The organism is Flavobacterium glycogeni (assembly GCF_048286775.1).
In the GTDB taxonomy this organism is placed as follows: domain Bacteria; phylum Bacteroidota; class Bacteroidia; order Flavobacteriales; family Flavobacteriaceae; genus Flavobacterium.
On sequence record NZ_JBLVPV010000009.1, the window covers coordinates 58,777 to 79,601 of the forward strand.

Sequence of the window (20,825 nt, forward strand, 5' to 3'; positions counted from 1 at the left end):
CAGGTTGTCTTATTTAAAAAATATTCAAAAAATGAAAAAATTCATCATATCTATTTTTCTTTTGACTGTAACTTCAGGTTACAGTCAAGAGCTTAATTTGCCCGTTTTTACGCAGTATTTGGCCGACAACCCTTTTGTTGTTTCTCCTACCTTTGCGGGAATTGGAGATAACCTAAGAATTCGCGCCAACGGATTAACGCAGTGGGTCGGGATTAAAGACGCACCCAACAACCAATCGATTTACGCCGATTTTAGAATTGCCGATCAATCAGGTGTTGGATTGTCTGTTTACAATGACAAAAACGGATACACCAGACAAGCGGGTGCCAAAGTCTCATTTGCACACCACATTATCTTAGATTATTATTCGAAACAATATTTATCCTTTGGTATTTCTTTCAACATTAATAATTTTAAGATTGATATCGAAGATTCTAAACCAGGTACTTTCGACCCGAGTATCACCGACAACCGCTTCAATTCCAATAACAACTTTGATGTAGGTTTTTTGTATAGAAACAAGAGCTTTTTTATGAGTTTCAATGCCAGTAACATTCTGAATAAAGACATTGAGAATTTCTCAGGCATCGAACCCGATTTGATTCGTAACTATCAGATATATTCGGGTTATGTTATCAAAGGGGATAACAATAAATTTGATATTGAGCCCTCAGTCTACTATCAATTATTTGCAAGTGATAAACGTTCTAGTACGGATTTTAACGTAAAATACAGGCATTACGACCGCTACAATGACTATTATTGGGCGGGTATGTCGTATCGTTTCTTGAATGATCAATTGTTAAAACCAAACAGTGTTGGACCTATGGTCGGTCTAAAAAAATCTAATTTCTATTTTGGCTATTCGTATCAATTAGCATTAAATCAGATAGGGGCATTCAACGCCGGTACACATGTTATCACCATCGGGCTTGATTTTCTTCAAGGCATCAGTAATTGCCCTTGTACCCAAGGTCCGGTTCACGATTAACGGGTTATCCGTTGAGGGTTAGGGGTTAAAAGTTAGGCGTTATGCGTTAAAGATTAGTGACTTTAGTTTAACCCCTACACTTCTGAACAACATTCAGCTTTTAACTTACACATTTTTAGTACAGTATCTTTGTCATAGTAAAGGAATGATTATAGGGTGAAATGATTGAGCGAATATTCCTCATTCCAAAACCCAAAAGGACTGAATTAAAAATGATGAGGTTTAGACCACAATCCTAACGCCTAACCCATAACGTCTAACTCATAACTCTTAAACTTTTAAAAGATTTACAACGATTTCGTTGGTAAAAGCTGTTTTTTTCTAAGTTTTTCAAATTTATTAATAATTTAAAAGTTCTATATTTGTTTTTCTTTCAAAAAACAAACTAAAAAAATACCTGATGAAAACTTTAAATGACTTTGATTTTGCAACTAAAAAAGCAATAATACGTGTTGATTTTAATGTGCCTTTGGACGAAAATTTCAACGTAACGGATGCGACCCGTATCGAAGCGGCAAAACCTACAATTGATGCCATTCTTGCTCAAGGCGGAAGCGTAATTTTGATGTCACATTTAGGCAGACCAAAAGGTGTTGAAGAGAAATATTCATTGAAACACATCCTGAAAACAACTTCAGAAGTGCTTGGAGTACCGGTTCAGTTTGCTTCAAACTGTATTGGTTCAGAAGCTGCGACTGCTGCGGAAAAATTACAGGCAGGAGAAGTTTTATTATTAGAAAATCTACGTTTTCATGACGAAGAAGAAGCTGGAGATGTTGCTTTCGCAAAAGAATTAGCGTCACTTGGTGATATTTATGTAAATGACGCTTTTGGAACGGCGCACAGAGCACACGCTTCGACTACAATTATCGCTCAGTTCTTTCCAACTGAAAAATGTTTCGGATTATTATTGGCTAAAGAAATCGAAAGCTTAAACAAAGTTTTGAAAAACAGTGAAAAACCAGTAACAGCAGTTCTTGGTGGATCTAAAGTTTCTTCTAAAATTACGGTTATTGAGAATATTTTGGACAAAGTAGACCACATGATTATTGGTGGTGGAATGACATTTACTTTTGTGAAAGCATTAGGAGGTAAAATTGGAGATTCTATTTGTGAAGATGACAAACAAGAATTGGCATTGGAAATCTTGAGATTGGCTAAGGAAAAAGGAGTTCAAATTCACATTCCGGTTGATGTTGTGGCTGCAAATGCTTTTTCAAATACTGCCGATACTCAAATTGTTGACGTTTCAGCAATTCCTGATGGATGGCAAGGTTTGGATGCAGGACCAAAATCTTTGGAAAACTTCAAAAAAGTAATTATGGATTCTAAAACAATCCTTTGGAATGGCCCATTAGGTGTTTTTGAAATGGAAAATTTTGCTAATGGAACGATCGCTTTGGGGAACTTCATTGCTGAATCAACTACAAACGGAGCGTTCTCACTTGTAGGTGGAGGAGATTCTGTAGCAGCGGTAAAACAATTTGGTCTGGAAGAAAAAATGAGTTACGTATCAACTGGTGGTGGTGCCATGTTAGAAATGCTTGAAGGCAGAACATTGCCTGGAATAGCAGCTATTCTTGACTAATACAGCTATTGCTAAACAAATACAAACCGTTTGATTTGTAATGATTTCAAATTAAAAACGGTATCAGAATTCAATGAAAACCTTAGTGATACTATTTATCGCTGAGGTTTTTTTGTGTTAAATTTCAAGAATTGATTTTTTAAAGGGATTTTTGCCTCAAAAACCACTGAAAATTCTTTACAAATGAACGAAAGATTGCATTTTTAACAACATTTATAGAATTTTTTAGTTTAAACCTGTTAAGTTTGTAAAAACAAGCTTTGTAATCATTTGAAATATAGGTCTTTGATCGTAAAAATATGAATATAAAAAATACCACCCTATCGTTTTTTCTATTAGCATCCGTGCATTTATTTTCGCAAGAAACAGTTGTAAATAAAGACTTCGCAAAAGTAGAAACAAAATTATCCTATTTAGATTCCATCAAGAAAACCTTCATAAAAGATGACTTAGCATCTTGTGTGGACAGTTTGTGGATGAAAGAATTGACAAACTTAGATTTATACAACAACCTATCGGAAGATATTAAGAACATTAATATGGACCAAATAGTGGATTATGAATTACCTACTGCCCTTTTGAAAGAAAGACTGGCGGCAATGGATGCCAAATCACCTTTTAATATTGAGTACAATCAAGGTCTGGAAAATATCATTAAATCATTTCTAAAAAACAGAAAGAAATCTTTTGAGCGCTTGATGGGCACATCAGAATATTATTTCCCGCTTTTTGAAGAAGCTTTGGCGAAGCAAAATGTTCCTTTGGAGATAAAATATTTGGCTATTGTAGAATCGGCTTTGAATCCAAAAGCAGTTTCTAAAATGGGTGCCACAGGACTTTGGCAGTTTATGTATCAAACCGGAAAACAATATGGGTTGAAAATTGATTCGTATGTTGATGAACGCAGCGATCCATTGAAAGCCAGTGAAGCCGCGGCGCAATACATGACAAATATGTATAAAATATTTGGCGATTGGGATTTAGTTTTGGCCTCTTATAATTCTGGTCCGGGTAATGTTGCAAAAGCCATTAGACGTTCTGGAGGGCAGCAAAACTATTGGAACATCAGAAAAAATCTTCCTAAAGAAACACAAGGATATGTACCCGCTTTTCTTGCTACAATGTACATTTATGAATACCATAAAGAGCACGGAATTATTCCCAACAGAGCCTCAGTAAAGCATTTTGCCACAGATACTATTATGATTAAGAAGCAGATGACGTTCAAGCAAATATCTGATTTGTTGGATGTTCCGGTGGCGCAATTGCAGGTTTTGAATCCGTCCTATAAGTTAAATGTGATTCCGTTTTATCACGATGAAAATCATTATTTGAGATTACCACAAGAAAAAATAGCCGTTTTTGCGTCAAATGAAAACCAGATTTACGCCTACACTCAATATGAATTAAGCAAGCGCGAAAAGCCATTTCAGATTGAAAAAGCAATGGCTGTGAAGGACACTGCAAATTACGCGATTCAGAAAATTGCGGGATCCAAAACAACCTATTATAAAGTAAAACGCGGAGATAATCTGAGTATAATTGCCGATAAACATGACGTTACCGTTGCCGAAATCAAAGAATGGAACCACCTTTCAAATGATAATGTACAATTAGGAACTTCATTGCAAGTTGTAAAAAAAGCGTCAGACAGTAAAGAAGAATTAGTTTCAGGTCCGGAACGAAAAGACATTGAATATGTAGTTTTAAAAGGAGATAATTTAGGGGATATCGCTAAAAAATTCGGAGCTTCATTAGCGGATTTAAAACAATGGAATAATTTACCGGATAATACGATTGGCATCGGCGCCACTTTGATTGTTGCCAAAGATGAAATAGTCATCAATACGAATAAAGCAACGGTAAGTTCATTTAAGAAAAAAACAAATAGCACCGATTCCTCTAAGAAAGAAGCGATTGATTACTATGTGAAAAAAGGAGATTCCTTGTATAGTATTTCTAAAAAATATCCAGGAGTAACCATTTCTGATTTAAAAAAATGGAACGGTATTATTCGCAGTGAAGAACTCAAGCCCGGAATGAAGTTAAAAATAAACGGATAATACGATAAACTTCTATAAATTTGGGTTTTATTTTATAATTGAATAGCAATGAATAAAGCCCATTTTTTATTTCTTCTGATTTCTTTGATGTTGTTTTCCTGTAAAAAGGAAAATGAATCTTTGCCGCGAAAAACTTCGGGAAAAATCAATACTATTTCAGTTATTATTGAGGATCAGTTATGGAATGGTGATGTAGGAGACAGCATTCGAAACAAGTTTGCATCGCCAGTAATTGGATTGCCACAAGAAGAACCGCTGTTCAACATAAATCAATATCCAGTTAAGCTTTTGGAAGGTTTTATGACTGATACCCGAGCGATTATTGTGGTAAAGAAAGGCGAAATAAATAAATTTGAGATCGCTAAAGATCAATATGCATCTCCTCAGAATGTATTTCATATTTCCGGTAAAACAAGCGCGGATATTATAGCAAGCATTGAAAAAAATGCACCCAAAATGATTCAGCTGATCAAGCAGGCAGAAATCGCTGAAAGCCAGAGAATCAATGATCAATCCCATATTGATCCTAAGGTAATTTCGAATAAATTCCATATCACATTGCAGGTTCCTTCCGGTTACGCCTACGTGCTTCACAAAAGCAATTTTATGTGGTTAAAAAAGGAAATTATCGGCGGAAACACGAGTCTTTTAATTTATCAAGTTCCTTTAAGCGCGATTAAAAAAGACGCTGATTTAATCTCCAGCATTATTAAAATGCGAGATTCCATCGGGAATTTATACATCAGCGGAACCGAGCCTGATACTAATATGATTACTGAAGAGGCTTACGCACCTTATCTTTTCAAGATTACTCTTGATGATAAAGAAACCTTTGAAACGAAGGGAACTTGGGAGTTAAACAATGATTTCATGTCGGGTCCTTTTATCAATTATGCCATCCTCGATAAGGAATACAATCGAGTTCTGGTTTTAGAAGGTTTTTGCTACGCGCCATCCAAAGAAAAACGTGATCTCATGCATGAACTGGAAGCTATTATAAAATCAGTAGATGTATTGAAAAGATAATTTTTGTCTTTCCTTACTGAAAAAATGTACTGGTCGTCTCTTCGAGTGTTTTTGGCTTGAAGGGATAAGGTTTTGAAAACAGATGTTAATAAGCCAAAAATGTATCGAGAAGTTTTAGTACTCAACGGTTCTCGATACAATTTTTAAAGCAGAGTATTTTAGTTTGCAAATAAAATTTGTTTAGCTTTAAAAATCACTCGAACTGACGAACGAAAATTATAATCAACATTAAAAACAAATAATACATGGCATTAGAATGGAAAATTAAGGCGTTTGACGCACTAACGGTTCACGAACTATACGATTTGTTGCAATTAAGAAGTGAGATCTTCGTAGTGGAGCAAAATTGCGTTTATCTTGATCTTGACGGGAAAGATAAAGTAGCGTTACATCTTATAGGCGAATTTGAAGGCAAAATTGTCGCTCATTCCAGATTATTCAAACCCGGAATCAGTTTTGATAATGCTTCTATCGGAAGGGTAACTGTTGATGCCAATTATCGCGACAGGAAATGGGGACATGACTTAATGCGAGAATCAATTGCCGGAATCGCTTTGCATTTTGGCGAAAGCAAAATCACTATTGGAGCGCAATTGTATCTAAAAAAATTCTACGAAAACCACGGATTTGTGCAAACCAGCGAAATGTATCTCGAAGATGATATTCCGCATATTGAGATGAAAAGAGAGTAGCTAAATTTTTACAATAAGAAATTCTACTCTTCGGTCTAGCGCTTCTCCCAGACCCGTAGGGAATTTGTTGCCACTTCCTATATACTTCATTCTAAGGCTGTTTACGCCTTTGTATATGAGGTATTTGTATACGCTTTTGGCTCGATTCAAAGAAAGTTTCCTTTCGTGACTGTCTTTATCGATGGCATCATTATAATAATTGGGAGTACAACATACGTGTCCTTTAATTTCGAATTGTACGTTTTTTTGTTTTTGTAAAAGCTTTGAAATTTTGTCTAATTCCAGTTTGGATTGTTCGGTTAATTTGCTGCTCCCCAAAGGGAATAAAATATTGTCTAAGTAGACTCGATCCCCAACTTTGAGGTTGTCCTGAAAAGAGTTATAAATTCCTTTTCCAAAACTATTTTTCTTAACAAGAAACAAGTCAACACGTCTGTTTTTGGAACGGGTTTCGTTTAAATTCTCAAATGGATCATTGGTTAAAATCACCCGACCTTTCCCTTCGATAATAACAATTTTGTTTTTATTAAAACCATTAGAAGTCAGGATATCTTGAACGGTTTTTACTCTATTGTCCGATAATTTATAATTGTAATCATTATCGCCCCTATCGTCACAATACCCATAAATCTGTATGGATTCGACTTTTGTAGTATCTACTCTTTTTATAAAATCGACTATAGTTTGTACTTGGTCGTTATAAAGATTGTATTTGTCAAATTCAAAATATACGGTTTCTGCGGTTTTACTCTGAGCGGATAGATAACCAAAAAACAACAGGAATAGTAGACTAAATAAGTTTTTCATTATATTTTTAAAATAGTCTTATACTCGGAGTTATTGTTCAAAATACTAACTCCTTTCTTAATTTCGGAGTTGTTTTTTATGTAATATTGATACAATCCTTCTTGATATTGATAGCGTTTAATGATTTCATTCAAAATTAGATTTTTAATTTCTTTTTGGTTTTTATCCAATAAAGCATTCTCACTTTTCTGAAGCGCACTAAGCAGTTGTTGGTATTCTGTAAGGATGGATTCCTCTATTTTTTCTTTTTTGGCTATAGCCAAAGTGTTTTTCAAAGCGAGTTCCGTTTCGGTATCAAAAGAGAATTTCTGTACTTTTAAAAACTGTTTAAAATCCAAGAAATCAGTATCAGTAACGGTAGGAATACGATTTCCTAAATCGGGGTTTTTATAATAATAACTAGTTACGTAATTGAAAATCCCGTCATTTTTTATCAAAGCATCCGTTATCGGACTTGATTTTGCTTCTTCCAGTTCCACATCGGGTTGAATACCACCGCCGTCATAAACTGTTCTTCCTTTTCGGGTTTTAAAAGCATTGTAATTTTTCTCATCTGTTTTTATAGCTTTGCCGTTTGTGTCTTTGTGAGCATAATCCAAGGCCTGAATGCATCTTCCTGACGGCGTGTAATAGCGCGAAATGGTTACTTTTAGTTGCGTTCCATAGGTTAAATCCACCGGTCTTTGCACCAATCCTTTTCCAAAACTACGGCTTCCTACCACCACAGCGCGATCTAGATCCTGCAAGGCGCCAGCCACAATTTCTGATGCCGAAGCACTTCTGCCATTGACAATAATGATCAAAGGAATTTCAGTGTCTACAGGATCTTTACTCGTTTTATAGGTACTGTTGTGTTTTTCTATTTTTGATTTTGTAGTAACAATGATTTCATTTTTTGGAACAAAGAGATTACAGATATTCACCGCTTCATTCAAAAGTCCTCCCGGATTGTCTCTTAAATCCAATATAATTCGTTCAGCGCCATCTTTTTTTAATTGTTCCAATGCTTCTTTGGTTTCGAAGGACGCTTTTTTGTTAAAATGAGACAATACAATATATCCGGTTTTGTCGTCTATTTTTGCAAAAAAGGGAACCGATTTAATTTCGACTTCGTCAAGGACAATTTGAGTAGTGTTCATTTTCCCTTGTCGGATGTATTTGATGTCGATTTTAGTGTTTTTCGCACCTTTAAAAAGCTGTGAAGCATCTTCTTTGAAATCAGATAATAGTACATCGCCTATTTGAGTAATTTCATCACCTGCTTTAAGACCCGCTTTATCCGCAGGGAAGTTCTTATACGCTTCCTTGACTATTAATTTATCTTCTTTTCGAGTCAATAAAGCGCCTATTCCGGTATATTCTCCAGTGTTGTTTATCTTGAATCGCACCACATCCTGTTCGTTGAAATAAACGGTGTAAGGGTCTAAATTGGCCAGCATCCCTTTGATGGCTTTATCCATTAATTCCCCAGGATTCGTTTCATCGACATAATTCCGGTTCAATTCCTTGAAAAGGGTCGTGAATATCTCGATTTGCTTGGCGATTTCAAAAAAATCATCTTTGAAACTAGCACCAATAAACAGAAATGCCGAAGCGACAACGGGAAGGATGAATTTTTTTTTGAAGAAAGAATACATTGTTTTATATTTTTTTTGTCTTAAATCTTTTTCTAATAAAGTAACCTATAGCAAACAGGATAATGATAAACGGCCAAATACTGAGTAAATTTATAAATAAACTCGACATACTATTGAATCCCGATTTGATAGCAGTCCAAATTTTCATTCCATAAGAGGCTGTTACGCCACTTTCTTCAGCGATAGATTTGTAGAATTCTACAGTAATTGTACTGAATGAAACCCGGTTTTGCATATAGTTCAACTGGCCTTCTTTTGCTTCGATTTCTTCACGAATGGAGGAAAGTTGTTTTTCAATTTCCAACATTTCGGTAACCTTATTTGCTTTTTTCAAAAGTTCGAGATAACGGTTTTCAAGTACTTTTTTAGCTTTTAATCGAGCATCAATGTCAATAAATTCAGCGGTTACATCTTGAGATGATATTTCTTTATTGTCAAAATAAGCAACTCCTTTTGAAATGTCTTTCAAAAACAAATCGAAATTTTTACTAGGAACACGAATGATTAATCTTCTAAAAACAGACTCATAATCTTTGCCTTCCGTATCATTTTGAATAGTAGCATTATGGCTCTTTGCTGCATTTTGTATTTGATTATAAGTGGCTGTTAAATCATTGGTTTGAAAACGAAGATTGCCTTCTTTGATGATTTTTTGTTCAATGCTTTGAGGAGTTTCTTTTGCCGGCGCATTTAAATCGGCTTTGTCATAAAGAGCATTGCCAGCTGAAGCTTCTTTTGGAGGAAGTTTGATAGCCGATACTTTCATGTCTAAATCAGCCTCGGCTTTTTTACAACTGGAAAAAGAAAGTATTAATAGAAAAAACAAGGCTATTGATTTCATAAACATTAAATTTTAATGCTAAAAATACAAAAAATAGAATTGCTACTCTTCTTTTTTTATTTGAAGCAAAAACTTCTCAAACAATTGAATGGTTTTGGTATTAATTTCGGCATACGTCAACCGGTCTTTAGTTTGGTAAAAAAACATAAAGGAATACGGTTGGTCCAGATTGTCAATCAATAAGTGTTTGTTGAGACGGTAGGTTTCGCGCAACACACGTTTGAAATAATTGCGGTCTACGGCTTTCTTAAAATTCTTTTTGGAAACCGAAACGCCCATTTTTATTTTTTCACTTTTGTCAAAAGAACCGGCTTTATATACCAATCGCAACGGATATTTCGATACTGATTTCCCTTCGGTAAACAATAATCCAATGGTGATTTTACTTTTTAGCTTTTCGTTTTTTGGGTAAGTGAAGTTCATTTTAATAGAAAAAAGACATAGATTTTGATTGGCAAAGTTACGATTAAACGTTGAGCCTGTATATTGTTTCCGATTTAAATCGGGCTAAAAATATATTTCTTACTTTTGTGGCAAATTTTTAAAGCATGCAAAAACTAATTTCGTATCCCATTTCCGTAATTTATTATTTATGTTTCAGTCTTACATTGGTTATATTTCATCCAATTCAGTGGGTTTGCTTCAATGTTTTTGGTTATCAAGCCCATAAAAAAAGTGTCGATTATTTGAATTTTTTCTTATTGAAATGCACCAACCTTTTGGGGACAACATACAAATTTGAAAACATAGAAAGCATCCCTAAAAATGTTCCACTGATTTTTGTGTCGAATCATCAAAGTATGTACGATATTATTGCTATGATTTGGTTTTTCCGCCGATTTCATTGTAAATTCGTCAGTAAGAAAGAATTAGGAAAAGGCATCCCAAGTGTATCTTTTAATTTACGTCATGGAGGTTCTGCTCTTATCGATCGTAAAGATCCCAAACAAGCCATTCCGGCCATCAAAGGATTGTCAGAATATATTGAAAAACACAACCGTTCTGCAGTTATTTTTCCGGAAGGAACACGAAGCAAGACTGGTAAACCAAAAGAGTTTGCTCAAAGTGGTTTGAAAATTTTATGTAAATATGCGCCATCGGCATACGTGGTTCCAGTAAGCATAAACAATTCTTGGAAAATAGTTAAATACGGGTTTTTTCCTTTAGGTTTAGGAAATCGCCTTACCTTTGTAGTTCATAAACCATTAGCGGTTAAAGATTATAATTTTGCGGATCTAATGGAAAAAACAGAAACAGCAGTTGTTCAAGGAATAAAAATTTAATTTATATATAATGTCAATAAAAAACATTCGATTAGAAGTAATGCAGTTTTTGGAAAAAAACGTAGACAGCTTTGTCGATCAGTATCTAATTCCAGTGGAGAAAATATGGCAACCAACTGATTTTTTGCCTAATTCTCAAAGCGATACTTTTTTTGATGAGGTCAAAGAATTACGTGAAATTGCAAAAGAATTACCGTATGATTTCTGGGTGACTTTAGTAGGTGACACGATTACTGAGGAAGCTTTACCAACCTATGAATCCTGGTTAATGGACGTAGACGGAATTGATAATGTAGAGCGAAACGGTTGGTCTAAATGGATCAGACAATGGACTGGAGAGGAAAATCGTCATGGCGATTTATTGAACAAATATTTGTATTTATCAGGTCGTGTGAACATGCGTGAAGTAGAAATCACGACACAACACCTTATCAACGACGGTTTTGATATTGGAACCGGAAGAGATCCATACAAAAACTTTGTGTATACCAGTTTTCAAGAATTAGCGACCTATGTTTCTCACAACAGAGTGGCGCAAATGGCTAAGAAATATGGCGATAACAAATTGTCTAAAATGTGCAAAATGATTGCCGGAGACGAGATGCGCCATCATCATGCGTACAGCGAATTTGTAAACCGCATTTTTCAAGTTGATCCAAGTGAAATGATGCTTGCGTTTCAATACATGATGAAAGCAAAAATCGTTATGCCTGCGCATTTCTTGAGAGAATCTGGTGAAAAGATAAGCACAGCTTTCGAACAGTTTTCTGATTCGGCACAACGAATTGGGGTTTACACTGCGGCGGATTATGTGGATATCATGCAAAAACTAATAGACAAATGGGAAATCGATAAAATTTCCGGTTTGACAGATGAGGCAGAAAAAGCTCGTGATTACTTGATGAAATTACCGGGAAGAATGGCGAAAATATCGGAAAGATTAGTGATTCCAAAAGAGTCGCATATCTTCAAATGGGTGGAGCCAGCTTTAGTAAGATAGATTTTTGAATTCTAAATAAAGAATGAGATGTTGAATTTTGAAGTTGGAGAACTTTGAAATTCAACATTTTTTTTAAAAGTATATAAACAATGACAAACCCTGATTTAATAAGCAAAACGATTCTTTTTGTAAAAGAAAAACTAGAAAATGCCGAAGGCGGACACGACTGGTTCCATATCGAAAGAGTGTTTAAAAATTCTGTTCTGATTTCAAAAAATGAAGTTTGTGATACCACTGTTGTTAAACTTGGGGCTTTGCTTCATGATATTGCCGACAGTAAGTTTCACGACGGTGATGAAACCGTTGGGCCAAGAATAGCAAGAGCATTCTTGGAATCAGAAAATGTTGACGAAGAAATCATCACGCATGTGGTGAATATCATTGACAACATCTCGTACAAAGGCGGCAATTTCGAAAAGAAATTCTCTTCAATAGAATTGGATGTGGTTCAGGATGCAGACCGTTTGGATGCGATTGGCGCCATTGGAATTGCCAGAACATTCAATTATGGCGGATTTAAAAATAGAGCGCTTTACGATCCTAAAATCGCTCCAAATTCCAGCATGACCAAGGAGGAATACAAGAAGAACGATTCTCCAACGCTCAATCATTTTTATGAAAAGTTATTGCTTTTGAAAGATAAGATGAATACCGAGACCGGAAAGCAAATTGCACAAGAAAGACACCGTTATATGGAAGGATTTCTGGCGCAGTTTTATGCAGAATGGGAAGGGGAATTGTAGTAGAGACGTACTGCAGTGCGTCTCTATCGTACGTCTCTACAACGGGAATCATTTTTTTAGATAATTCCTTTTGCTTTCATTTCCAAAATCACATCTGAAGCGTTTTTAAAAGTTGGCGCTTGCTCAATAATGCTTCCCACTCTTTTTTTATTGAGTTTAAAGGTGATGTCATTCTCCGTTGTAAACAGCAAAGCGGTTAAAAACGGGTTATTCATATACGGAGCCAATATAATAAAAGCTTCGTCAAGCGTATGGAAACTTTCTACTTCTTCGGTTTTGTAACGCGCCATAACCGAAAGACTAAAAACGTCATTTTCCAGTAAAACGGGGCGGACATAAATATTTTTCAGTTCCGTATCGCCAATGGTTTTGGCAAGTGTTAATTTGGCGTAAGTTCCATTTTGGATGCTTTCTTTTACCTTTTCCCAGAAAAGTGCAAATACAGGTTGGAAGGACATAAGTTTAATTTTAGATGGTGTGTTATATTCCGAAACGGGTCTGTAAAATTAAGTGTTGTAAACCAAACAATCCCTTTTTAAGGAAAGATTATTTTAAATTGATAATCACTTATAAACTAAAAAGAGAACCAATGTGGTTCTCTTTTGTTATTATTTCCCAGTAAACACTGCTTTTCTTTTCTCCAAAAAAGCGGTTGTTCCTTCTTTAAAATCTTCAGTTCCAAAGCATTTTCCAAAAGCTTTTATTTCGGTTTCATAGCCGTTTTTGCCTTCTTTGAAATTAGCATTTACCGCTTTGATGGCTTTACCAATAGCGTAAGGAGAGTTCTTTATTATTTTATTGGCCACACTCACACAGTAGTCTAAAAGTTCTGCTTCAGGGACTACGTGATTCACCAGTCCAGTTCTGTAAGCATCCTGTGCGGTTACCATTCCTGCGGTCATTATCATTTCCATTGCACGCCCTTTTCCTATCAATTGTGGCAAACGTTGTGTCCCTCCATAACCCGGAATTACGCCCAACGAAACTTCAGGCAATCCCATTTTTGCATTTTCCGAAGCCACTCTGAAATGACATGCCATGGCTAATTCTAATCCGCCACCCAATGCAAAACCATTGACAGCTGCAATGACCGGAGTTTTTAAATTTTCTATAAAATCAAATAATTTTTCTTGCCCTTCTGCCGCCAATTGCATTCCTTCTTCAATCGAAAAATTGGCGAATTCAGAAATATCAGCTCCGGCTACAAATGCTTTTTCACCGCTTCCAGTTAGAATAATAGCACGAATTTCATTGTTTTTTCCTAATGTTTTGAAAGCTTTGTTCAAATCAGAAATAGTTGCAACATTCAAAGCATTTAGTTTTGTAGGACGATTAATGGTAATCGTTGCGATGTTATTTTCAGTTGCAATTAAAATGTTTTCGTAATTCATAATTGTATTTTTAGGTGTTAATTATTGGAAGTGAGACAATAAAAGTAGTTCCTTTTCCTAATTCAGTTTCAAAGGTAATTGTTCCTTTATAATTTTCAATAATGTTTTTTATAATACCAAGACCAAGACCCATTCCACTGCTTTTAGTAGTGAATTTTGGTTCGAATATACGGTCGATGTCTTTGGGCTGAATGCCAATTCCGTTATCGGCAACAGTAATTAGAACGTTGTTTAATTCTTTTTTTACCGATACAATGATAGACTTGTTTTCCTGCTGTTCCGGAATGGACTGAATGGCATTCTTCGCTAAATTTGTGATAATTCGGATAAGTTGTGTTCGGTCAATTTTCGAAATAATTTCGGGAGAATCACTGTGAAATTCAATGTATTCTTCGTTGAAAATATCCATCGCAAGTTCTACTACTCCCACCACGTTTAAGGTTTCATTTTGCTGGGCCGGCATCGATGCAAAATTCGAAAAAGCCGAAGCAACTGCACTCATCGTATCAATTTGTTGAATTAAAGTTTCGGAGTAGTCATTCATTTTCTGCTTTACATTGGGATCAGTCGGATCAAATTTTCGCTGAAAACTCTGCACTGTTAATCGCATTGGCGTAAGCGGATTTTTGATTTCATGTGCCACCTGTTTCGCCATTTCGCGCCAAGCTTCTTCACGTTCGCTTTGCGCTAGTTTGATGGCACTTTTCTCCAGTTCATCCACCATTCCGTTGTACGCTTTTATCAAAAGATTAATCTCTTTGCTGCTGGCTTCCAAAACAATTTTTTCGTTTTTTTGATTCAAACTCGTCTCACTTAATTTGTCTGAGATTGTTTTTAATGATTTTGTGATGTATGTAGAAAGAAAATAGGCCAATGCAAATGCGACGATAAGCATAAAAGAATATACTTGTCCCAAACTGATAAGAAAACTATTTAACTCATTTTTATAAAATTCATCGTCTTCAATATAGAGTAAATTTAAAATACCAAGCGGTTTAAACTTGTCGTCCTTTATTTGGCTGTATGAGGAAAGACTCTTAATCCCATCAATGGTTTTAATGTCCACGTATCTTTTTTCAATAGAGGAACGAACTAATTTCAGGATGTATTTTGGGATAGGAGGAGATACTTTGTCTACTGAAAACGATTCTTTTGATGATTTCAACAACTTTCCATCCAGACTGTAAATGTTGATTTCAATGTTATGAATTTGTGCTAATTCGTGAATTTTATCTTTAAAAATTAAATCTAAATTCCCTGATGTCAACGGATACGTAGTTGTGGAAAGCACATAATAGATATGCTCTTTCACTGCATTTTCTTTGCGTTCCAGACGTTCTTGATGGTATTCCTTGGCTTCGTTTTTAAACTGAATAATAGAAATGGAAGCCAATAAAACAGAAGCCATTACTATTAATACAATCATCGAAAGGAAAATCCTGATTCGTAACGAAAGCATTGCTATTTTGAAGCTTTTAAACATATTAAGATTGATTTCTTTCTCTGATTTTTTTATAAAATTTAAAGCCTAGCATTATCAAAACAGAAAACAAAATTATTCCTATTACACCATAAATCCAGTTAAAAGCATTTTTTAAAATTACTAAAAAAACCACTGCAAAAAGGATTATTGTTGCACCCTCATTCCACAAACGCATGAAGTTTGAAGTATAATTGACTTGATTATTTTGCAATTGCTTGAAAATTTGATGGCATTTTGCATGGTATAAATACAACACAAATACGAAGCCAAGCTTTACATGCATCCAGGGCATTTTTAACCAAGCATTACCTAAATCAGTAAAAAACAACATCCAAAAAGCAAAAACACTGGCTAAAACTGCTGATGGCCAAGTGATAATGTACCACAGGCGATAGGTCATTATTTTAAATTGTTTTTGTAAAATTTCTTTTTCAGGCGAGGGTTTATCTGCCGCTTCTATTTGGTAAACAAATAGGCGTACAATATTAAATAGACCTACAAACCATGTGATTACAAAGATGAGGTGTAAGGATTTAAGGTAATTATAGTATTCCATCGTTAGTTTGAATCAGTTTTGTGTTCATTTCTTTTTTTAGAAAATAGCCAGTCAATAGTGTTGATAAAATATCAGCAATTGGGAATGCAATCCATACCCCAAAAATACCTAAAAAATTTGGTAGAATCAGCACTAACGGAATTAGGAAAAATCCTTGTTTGCTTAAGGTCAAAAGCAATGCTTTTTTTGCCTTTCCCGCAGCTTGAAAATAAGCCGCACCAATTAATTGAACGGCTATGATTGGCGAAGCCGCAAAAACCCAGCGCAACGCTTCCGGAGTTTGGGCAATCACGAGTGGATCTGTAGTAAAAATAGCGACTATAGGTTTGGCAAAAATTAGAATAACCACAAAAATAATAGTGGCTAAAAAGACTGCGTATTTTATCGAAAGCTGCACACTTTCTTTGACTCTTTCATAATTTTCAGCACCATAATTAAAGCCTGCAATTGGTAAAAAACCTTGCGTAATTCCCAGAATTGGAAACAAAGCAAACATTAACATTCTGCTGATAATTCCATAAATAGCAACGGAATGTTCACCGCCGTGCGTGTATAAAGTATGATTCAGGATTATCGCTAAAATGCTCACGACTCCTTGCCTCGAAAAAGTTACAAAACTCAATTCGGTTATTTCCTTTACAATAGGAATGTTGAATTTGAAATGTCTGGCTTTTAGGTTTAGTTCACTTTTAAAATAAAAAAACCAAAATACAAATAAGAAGCAGGTGAAATAGGATATGGCTGTAGCCAAAGCAGCACCAAACATTCCTAAATTCAGGTATTTTATAAAAATAATATCTAATAAAATATTTATAAAAGCGGGAATAATCATGGCGACCATGGCAAATTTTGCCTTGCCTTCTGCACGAATTACGTTGTTTCCCATCATGCAAAGTGCCAAAAACGGAACACTTATAATGATGGGAAAGAAAAATTCTTTTGCAGGTTCCATTATGGTTCCTTTCGCACCAAAAAGCATCAACATTTCGTCACTGAAAAAAAGACCAAATAGCACAAAAACAGATGCCAATAAAAAAGTCATCATGATTTGATTGCCAAAGGTATGCAATGCTTTTTCCTTATGATTGGCTCCCAATGCCCTGGAAAGTACAGAACCTCCGCCCACACCAATCGCCATTCCCAAAGAAGAAATCAAAAAGGTGATGGGTAAGACCACGGTTACCGCTGCAATAGCTAAAGTGCCAATCCATTGCCCAACAAAAATGGTGTCGATTAAAATATTAACCGACATGAATAAAATTCCAATAGAAGACGGAACCGCTTGTTTTATCAAGAGTTTTTTGATGTCCTGAGTTCCTAACTCATCGGCGGTAACAGCCATTTATGCGTTTATTTTTTCTGAGGCAACTTTAACGGATGAAGAGGCGTTCGACCAGTTTGAAATCCAGTTGCTTACAGTTTTACACCAATCATCACTGTCATTCAAACACGGAATTGCTAAAAATGCTGACCCACCATGTTCTTTAAACTGATGATTGGCTTCCATGGCAATTTCTTCCAAAGTCTCCAAACAATCTGATACAAAAGCAGGCGTTACAACGGCTAAATTTTTAATTCCTTTTTCAGGCATTTTGTTTATTTCCACATCAGTATACGGTGTCAACCATTTGTCTCCAGCTAATCGCGATTGAAAAGTCTGACTGTATTTTCCTTCCGGGATTCCCAGTAATTTTACCACTTGTTTGGTGGTTTCATAACATTGGTGACGATAACAAAACTCATGTGCCGGTGAAGGCGTGTTGCAACATGAACCGTCTATTTTGCAATGTGATTTGGTGATATCCGTTTTGCGAATGTGACGCTCCGGAATTCCGTGGTAGGAGAATAATAAATGATCGTAATCAAAACCTTTTAAATGATCTTTGATAGAATCGGCCAGATTTTGTAAATAATCAGGTTTGTTATAAAATGCAGGAACAATTGTGAATTTCATTTCCGGGAAATGCTTTTTGCGCAATTCTTCGGCCAGTTCTAATATTGTAGTCGTAGATGCCATCGCATGTTGTGGGTACAATGGAAAAAGCAGCACTTCATTCACACCTTTATCATGCAATTCTTGTAAACCAGATAATAATGAAGGATTTCCATAACGCATCGCTAATGAAACAGGAATATCAACTAATTGCTTTACTTTTTCGTGCATTCTTTTGGAAATGACCACAAGTGGAGAACCTTCGTCCCACCATATTTTTGCGTATGCGGCTGCTGCTTTTTTAGGTCTTGTTTGCAAAATTATTCCACGAACTAATAATGCTCGCAACAAAAACGGAACGTCAATTACGTATTTGTCCATTAAAAATTCATCTAAATACGGTTTAACATCTTTAGGAGTTGGACTTTCCGGAGAACCTAAATTAACTAATAATACGCCTTTCATGTTTCTAATTTTTATTGATGTAAAAGTAAATAAACTTACTTTTTTATAAATTGTGATTAACTTTTTTTTATTGTTTAATATAGGAAAATGATTAAAGTTCGTTTTGAACTATTTAATCCATTAATTTTTTGAATGTTTCCGCATCTGGCAACAATCCTTTGTATTTATTTGGTAATTCATTTGCAGTTTTATAGGTTGAAACTCCCATTGCTTTGTTGAAATCTCGAAATGAAAATTCTACTACTTTATTGTTTTTTTCTTTGCAAAGAATAATTCCAACGGAAGGATTTTCATGGGGCAATTTTACCATTTCATCCAATGCAGAAAGATAAAAATTCATTTTCCCTAAATATTCTGGAATGAATTTGCCTTTCTTTAAATCGAAAGCAACTAAACATTGCATTTTTCGATTGTAAAATAATAAATCAACAAAATATTCTGTCTCATCCAGTATAAACCGATATTGATTGGCAATAAATGCAAAATCAGTTCCCAGAGAAAGAAGGAATTTTTTGATATTTCGAACAATTTCACTTTCAATTAATCGTTCGTTTTCTTCTTCCGGATCTTCAATATTGATAAAATCTAATAAATACTCATCTTTAAAAGCTTGCAATGCTTTAGCTCGTAAATCGTCTTTCGAAATTGTTTTAGAGAAATTATTCGGTAAAGTTCCGTTTTGTTGAAATAAATTGGTCTTTAAATGGTGTTTTAATGTAGTAACACTCCAAAACTCGGAAGCTGTTTTTTGGATATAAAAAATGCGTTCTTCAATGGTATTCGTTTGGGATAAAATTTCAAAATGATGGGTGAATCCTACCTTTTGAAAATCTATTCCCAATTGGGCTATTACTGACGAACTCAATTCGTTCGTTGGCAACGAACGAATTGTAATGTATTGATTTTCAACAATGTAATTGTTGTCTAATTCGTTCGTCACCAACGAACGAATTGAGAAAAAATCGGCCCAAGTATCATAAAAAATTTTCATTTTTTTGATATTTGAAGCTGAAAAGCCTCTTAAACCAGGCAACTCATCTTGCAAATCTTTGGATAGTATTTCAAGAACTTTTGCGCCCCATTTTTCCTGATGCGTTTTTTCCGAAATGAGTTTTCCAACAGCAAAATACAAACCAAGCATCTCTTTATTCGCCAAAACCGCAACGCGATACCGGCTGGATAGAATTGCAGTTTTTAAATGCTTGATAGTTTGTACATGGGGATTTTCTACACTCATTTTTTGTAATTTAAGTATTTGGATTTATCGACATCAAATATTTTTTTGGCGTGGTGGCAAATTTCTTTTTGAATGCCGCTATAAAATGACTTCCGGTGCTGTATCCAATTTTCAATCCTACTTCGTTCACATTATAAGAGCCACTGTCCAGTAATTTTCGGGCAAAATCCATTTTGTAGTCAAATAGAAATCCATAAACAGTATCGCCATAGATTTGTTTGAAACCCATTTTTAGTTTCTTCAAATTCAACCCGATTTCGTCAGCCAATTCCTGTAATCCTGGCGGTTCCGCCATATTAGCAATGATGATTTCTTTGGCTTTTCTAATCTTCATTACATTATCCTCATCAATTAAAAACGGACATTGTTCTGCATTTGGATCTTCGGTTCTATTGAAATACAAACTCAATAATTCGTATCCTTTTCCTTTGTAATACAGGTTTTTTATCGAAGGATGCAAGCTGTAATGAAACAGTTGCGACAAAACAATTGCCATCGAAGGACTGATATTTCCTTCGTTATAATATTTTTTGTCTTTATTATCGGCACTTAAAAAAGTAATATAATCGGCTTCGGTCGAAAATAAAGCATGAAACTTCTTGATGGAAATAATCACAGAAATCACCCAGGAATTTGGTGCTAATTCCAGATTTAATGGCAATTCCTTTTGGGGATTGTATAAAAGCAATGATTTTTCTTCCTTTAATTCCAATGCGTAGTTTCCTTGATTAAAGATAAATTTTGCATTTCCTTTTAATCCAAAATGAAACTGAATCAATCCGCTGCTTACTTCACGTTGGGCTTGAAAGACATCGGTGCCGTCATTCAGAAAGCGAATTAAGGTAAAGTCATCTTCAATTTTTATAATTTCTTGAGAACTCATAGCGATGTTTTTTTAATGTAAAAATGATAATTATCAGGTTGTTTTATTTAGAAACACTCTAAATAAAGCGATTAAAAGAACCCATTTCTGCTACAAAAATAAGGGTTTTTATAATAAAACAACGATTTAAAACCAAAAAATCACATAGCGATACAAAAAGAACTTCTAGCGTTACTTTTATAAATACTATAGTTCTAATTTTGTTT

General features: G+C 35.0%; 20 protein-coding genes. 8 read left to right on the forward strand and 12 right to left on the reverse strand.

Features of this window, described 5'->3' with window-relative positions; translation table 11 throughout:
- The first annotated feature begins 31 nt into the window (after positions 1-31).
- The 5 genes from ACNQGX_RS09290 to ACNQGX_RS09310 all read left to right on the forward strand — a co-directional run bounded on the left by ACNQGX_RS09290 (position 32) and on the right by ACNQGX_RS09310 (position 6,360).
- The gene (locus ACNQGX_RS09290; protein WP_417975614.1) at positions 32-991 is read left to right on the forward strand and encodes a PorP/SprF family type IX secretion system membrane protein; all 960 of its coding nucleotides are present in this window, start codon (positions 32-34) and stop codon (positions 989-991) included.
- A gap of 400 nt (positions 992-1,391) precedes the next feature.
- Entirely contained in the window at positions 1,392-2,579 is a 1,188-nt protein-coding gene (locus ACNQGX_RS09295; protein ID WP_417975615.1) for a phosphoglycerate kinase, read from the forward strand.
- 299 nt (positions 2,580-2,878) lie between these two features.
- Complete coding sequence (locus tag ACNQGX_RS09300; protein WP_417975616.1) at positions 2,879-4,642, forward strand: LysM peptidoglycan-binding domain-containing protein; 1,764 nt, start codon at positions 2,879-2,881, stop codon at positions 4,640-4,642.
- 48 nt (positions 4,643-4,690) lie between these two features.
- The gene (locus ACNQGX_RS09305; protein ID WP_417975617.1) at positions 4,691-5,668 is read left to right on the forward strand and encodes a DUF4837 family protein; all 978 of its coding nucleotides are present in this window, start codon (positions 4,691-4,693) and stop codon (positions 5,666-5,668) included.
- 245 nt (positions 5,669-5,913) lie between these two features.
- Positions 5,914-6,360 (forward strand): GNAT family N-acetyltransferase, encoded by a 447-nt coding sequence (locus ACNQGX_RS09310; RefSeq protein WP_417975618.1) that lies wholly within the window; start codon positions 5,914-5,916, stop codon positions 6,358-6,360.
- Here the strand turns inward: ACNQGX_RS09310 and ACNQGX_RS09315 are convergent, their stop codons facing one another.
- The 4 genes from ACNQGX_RS09315 to rnpA are packed head-to-tail and all read right to left on the reverse strand — an operon-like array spanning position 6,361 to position 10,068.
- Positions 6,361-7,167 carry an OmpA family protein gene (locus tag ACNQGX_RS09315; RefSeq protein ID WP_417975619.1) on the reverse strand — a complete coding sequence of 269 codons (807 nt, stop codon included), beginning with the start codon at positions 7,165-7,167 and terminating at the stop codon, positions 6,361-6,363.
- Positions 7,167-8,804 carry a S41 family peptidase gene (locus tag ACNQGX_RS09320; RefSeq protein ID WP_417975620.1) on the reverse strand — a complete coding sequence of 546 codons (1,638 nt, stop codon included), beginning with the start codon at positions 8,802-8,804 and terminating at the stop codon, positions 7,167-7,169. The genes ACNQGX_RS09315 and ACNQGX_RS09320 overlap by 1 nt, the downstream gene beginning before the upstream one ends.
- A 4-nt stretch (positions 8,805-8,808) precedes the next feature.
- Positions 8,809-9,645, reverse strand: coding sequence for a DUF4349 domain-containing protein (locus ACNQGX_RS09325; protein ID WP_417975621.1), 837 nt, complete (start codon positions 9,643-9,645; stop codon positions 8,809-8,811).
- A gap of 42 nt (positions 9,646-9,687) precedes the next feature.
- Positions 9,688-10,068, reverse strand: coding sequence for a ribonuclease P protein component (gene rnpA / locus ACNQGX_RS09330; protein ID WP_417975622.1), 381 nt, complete (start codon positions 10,066-10,068; stop codon positions 9,688-9,690).
- 125 nt (positions 10,069-10,193) lie between these two features.
- On the opposite strand from rnpA, the gene ACNQGX_RS09335 reads away from it, so the two are divergent.
- The 3 genes from ACNQGX_RS09335 (at position 10,194) to ACNQGX_RS09345 (ending at position 12,671) form a co-directional block, all read left to right on the forward strand.
- Positions 10,194-10,928, forward strand: a complete 735-nt coding sequence (locus ACNQGX_RS09335; protein ID WP_417975623.1) for a lysophospholipid acyltransferase family protein — start codon at positions 10,194-10,196, stop codon at positions 10,926-10,928.
- 10 nt (positions 10,929-10,938) lie between these two features.
- Positions 10,939-11,928, forward strand: a complete 990-nt coding sequence (locus ACNQGX_RS09340; RefSeq protein WP_131914549.1) for an acyl-ACP desaturase — start codon at positions 10,939-10,941, stop codon at positions 11,926-11,928.
- A gap of 89 nt (positions 11,929-12,017) precedes the next feature.
- The gene (locus ACNQGX_RS09345) at positions 12,018-12,671 is read left to right on the forward strand and encodes an HD domain-containing protein (RefSeq protein WP_417975624.1); all 654 of its coding nucleotides are present in this window, start codon (positions 12,018-12,020) and stop codon (positions 12,669-12,671) included.
- Positions 12,672-12,727: 56 nt separating this feature from the next.
- On the opposite strand, the gene ACNQGX_RS09350 is transcribed toward ACNQGX_RS09345, so the two are convergent.
- The 8 genes from ACNQGX_RS09350 to ACNQGX_RS09385 form a co-directional block, all read right to left on the reverse strand.
- Positions 12,728-13,129, reverse strand: coding sequence for a hypothetical protein (locus ACNQGX_RS09350; RefSeq protein ID WP_417975625.1), 402 nt, complete (start codon positions 13,127-13,129; stop codon positions 12,728-12,730).
- Positions 13,130-13,279: 150 nt separating this feature from the next.
- On the reverse strand, positions 13,280-14,062 hold the full coding sequence (locus ACNQGX_RS09355) for an enoyl-CoA hydratase/isomerase family protein (RefSeq protein WP_131914546.1): 783 nt from the start codon (positions 14,060-14,062) through the stop codon (positions 13,280-13,282).
- Between the two features lie 10 nt (positions 14,063-14,072).
- Positions 14,073-15,545, reverse strand: a complete 1,473-nt coding sequence (locus ACNQGX_RS09360; RefSeq protein ID WP_417975626.1) for a sensor histidine kinase — start codon at positions 15,543-15,545, stop codon at positions 14,073-14,075.
- 1 nt (position 15,546) lies between these two features.
- Positions 15,547-16,101 (reverse strand): CopD family protein, encoded by a 555-nt coding sequence (locus ACNQGX_RS09365; RefSeq protein ID WP_417975628.1) that lies wholly within the window; start codon positions 16,099-16,101, stop codon positions 15,547-15,549.
- Positions 16,088-17,443, reverse strand: a complete 1,356-nt coding sequence (locus ACNQGX_RS09370) for an MATE family efflux transporter (protein ID WP_417975630.1) — start codon at positions 17,441-17,443, stop codon at positions 16,088-16,090. Before ACNQGX_RS09370 ends, ACNQGX_RS09365 begins: the two co-directional genes overlap by 14 nt.
- On the reverse strand, positions 17,444-18,499 hold the full coding sequence (gene hemH, locus ACNQGX_RS09375; RefSeq protein WP_417975632.1) for a ferrochelatase: 1,056 nt from the start codon (positions 18,497-18,499) through the stop codon (positions 17,444-17,446).
- Between the two features lie 112 nt (positions 18,500-18,611).
- Positions 18,612-19,736: a PDDEXK nuclease domain-containing protein gene (locus tag ACNQGX_RS09380; protein WP_417975634.1), complete on the reverse strand. Its 1,125-nt coding sequence runs from the start codon at positions 19,734-19,736 to the stop codon at positions 18,612-18,614.
- Positions 19,737-19,746: 10 nt separating this feature from the next.
- Positions 19,747-20,619 (reverse strand): helix-turn-helix domain-containing protein, encoded by an 873-nt coding sequence (locus ACNQGX_RS09385; RefSeq protein WP_417975636.1) that lies wholly within the window; start codon positions 20,617-20,619, stop codon positions 19,747-19,749.
- Positions 20,620-20,825 lie beyond the last annotated feature (206 nt).

Excerpts from the sequence above, each read along its gene's own strand:
- ACNQGX_RS09290 (WP_417975614.1), top strand. The coding sequence starts at position 32 with ATGAAAAAATTCATCATATCTATTTTTCTTTTGACTGTAACTTCAGGT.
- ACNQGX_RS09295 (WP_417975615.1), top strand. The coding sequence starts at position 1,392 with ATGAAAACTTTAAATGACTTTGATTTTGCAACTAAAAAAGCAATAATA.
- ACNQGX_RS09300 (WP_417975616.1), top strand. The coding sequence starts at position 2,879 with ATGAATATAAAAAATACCACCCTATCGTTTTTTCTATTAGCATCCGTG.
- ACNQGX_RS09305 (WP_417975617.1), top strand. The coding sequence starts at position 4,691 with ATGAATAAAGCCCATTTTTTATTTCTTCTGATTTCTTTGATGTTGTTT.
- ACNQGX_RS09310 (WP_417975618.1), top strand. The coding sequence starts at position 5,914 with ATGGCATTAGAATGGAAAATTAAGGCGTTTGACGCACTAACGGTTCAC.
- ACNQGX_RS09315 (WP_417975619.1), bottom strand. The coding sequence starts at position 7,167 with ATGAAAAACTTATTTAGTCTACTATTCCTGTTGTTTTTTGGTTATCTA.
- ACNQGX_RS09320 (WP_417975620.1), bottom strand. The coding sequence starts at position 8,804 with ATGTATTCTTTCTTCAAAAAAAAATTCATCCTTCCCGTTGTCGCTTCG.
- ACNQGX_RS09325 (WP_417975621.1), bottom strand. The coding sequence starts at position 9,645 with ATGAAATCAATAGCCTTGTTTTTTCTATTAATACTTTCTTTTTCCAGT.
- rnpA (WP_417975622.1), bottom strand. The coding sequence starts at position 10,068 with ATGAACTTCACTTACCCAAAAAACGAAAAGCTAAAAAGTAAAATCACC.
- ACNQGX_RS09335 (WP_417975623.1), top strand. The coding sequence starts at position 10,194 with ATGCAAAAACTAATTTCGTATCCCATTTCCGTAATTTATTATTTATGT.
- ACNQGX_RS09340 (WP_131914549.1), top strand. The coding sequence starts at position 10,939 with ATGTCAATAAAAAACATTCGATTAGAAGTAATGCAGTTTTTGGAAAAA.
- ACNQGX_RS09345 (WP_417975624.1), top strand. The coding sequence starts at position 12,018 with ATGACAAACCCTGATTTAATAAGCAAAACGATTCTTTTTGTAAAAGAA.
- ACNQGX_RS09350 (WP_417975625.1), bottom strand. The coding sequence starts at position 13,129 with ATGTCCTTCCAACCTGTATTTGCACTTTTCTGGGAAAAGGTAAAAGAA.
- ACNQGX_RS09355 (WP_131914546.1), bottom strand. The coding sequence starts at position 14,062 with ATGAATTACGAAAACATTTTAATTGCAACTGAAAATAACATCGCAACG.
- ACNQGX_RS09360 (WP_417975626.1), bottom strand. The coding sequence starts at position 15,545 with ATGTTTAAAAGCTTCAAAATAGCAATGCTTTCGTTACGAATCAGGATT.
- ACNQGX_RS09365 (WP_417975628.1), bottom strand. The coding sequence starts at position 16,101 with ATGGAATACTATAATTACCTTAAATCCTTACACCTCATCTTTGTAATC.
- ACNQGX_RS09370 (WP_417975630.1), bottom strand. The coding sequence starts at position 17,443 with ATGGCTGTTACCGCCGATGAGTTAGGAACTCAGGACATCAAAAAACTC.
- hemH (WP_417975632.1), bottom strand. The coding sequence starts at position 18,499 with ATGAAAGGCGTATTATTAGTTAATTTAGGTTCTCCGGAAAGTCCAACT.
- ACNQGX_RS09380 (WP_417975634.1), bottom strand. The coding sequence starts at position 19,736 with ATGAGTGTAGAAAATCCCCATGTACAAACTATCAAGCATTTAAAAACT.
- ACNQGX_RS09385 (WP_417975636.1), bottom strand. The coding sequence starts at position 20,619 with ATGAGTTCTCAAGAAATTATAAAAATTGAAGATGACTTTACCTTAATT.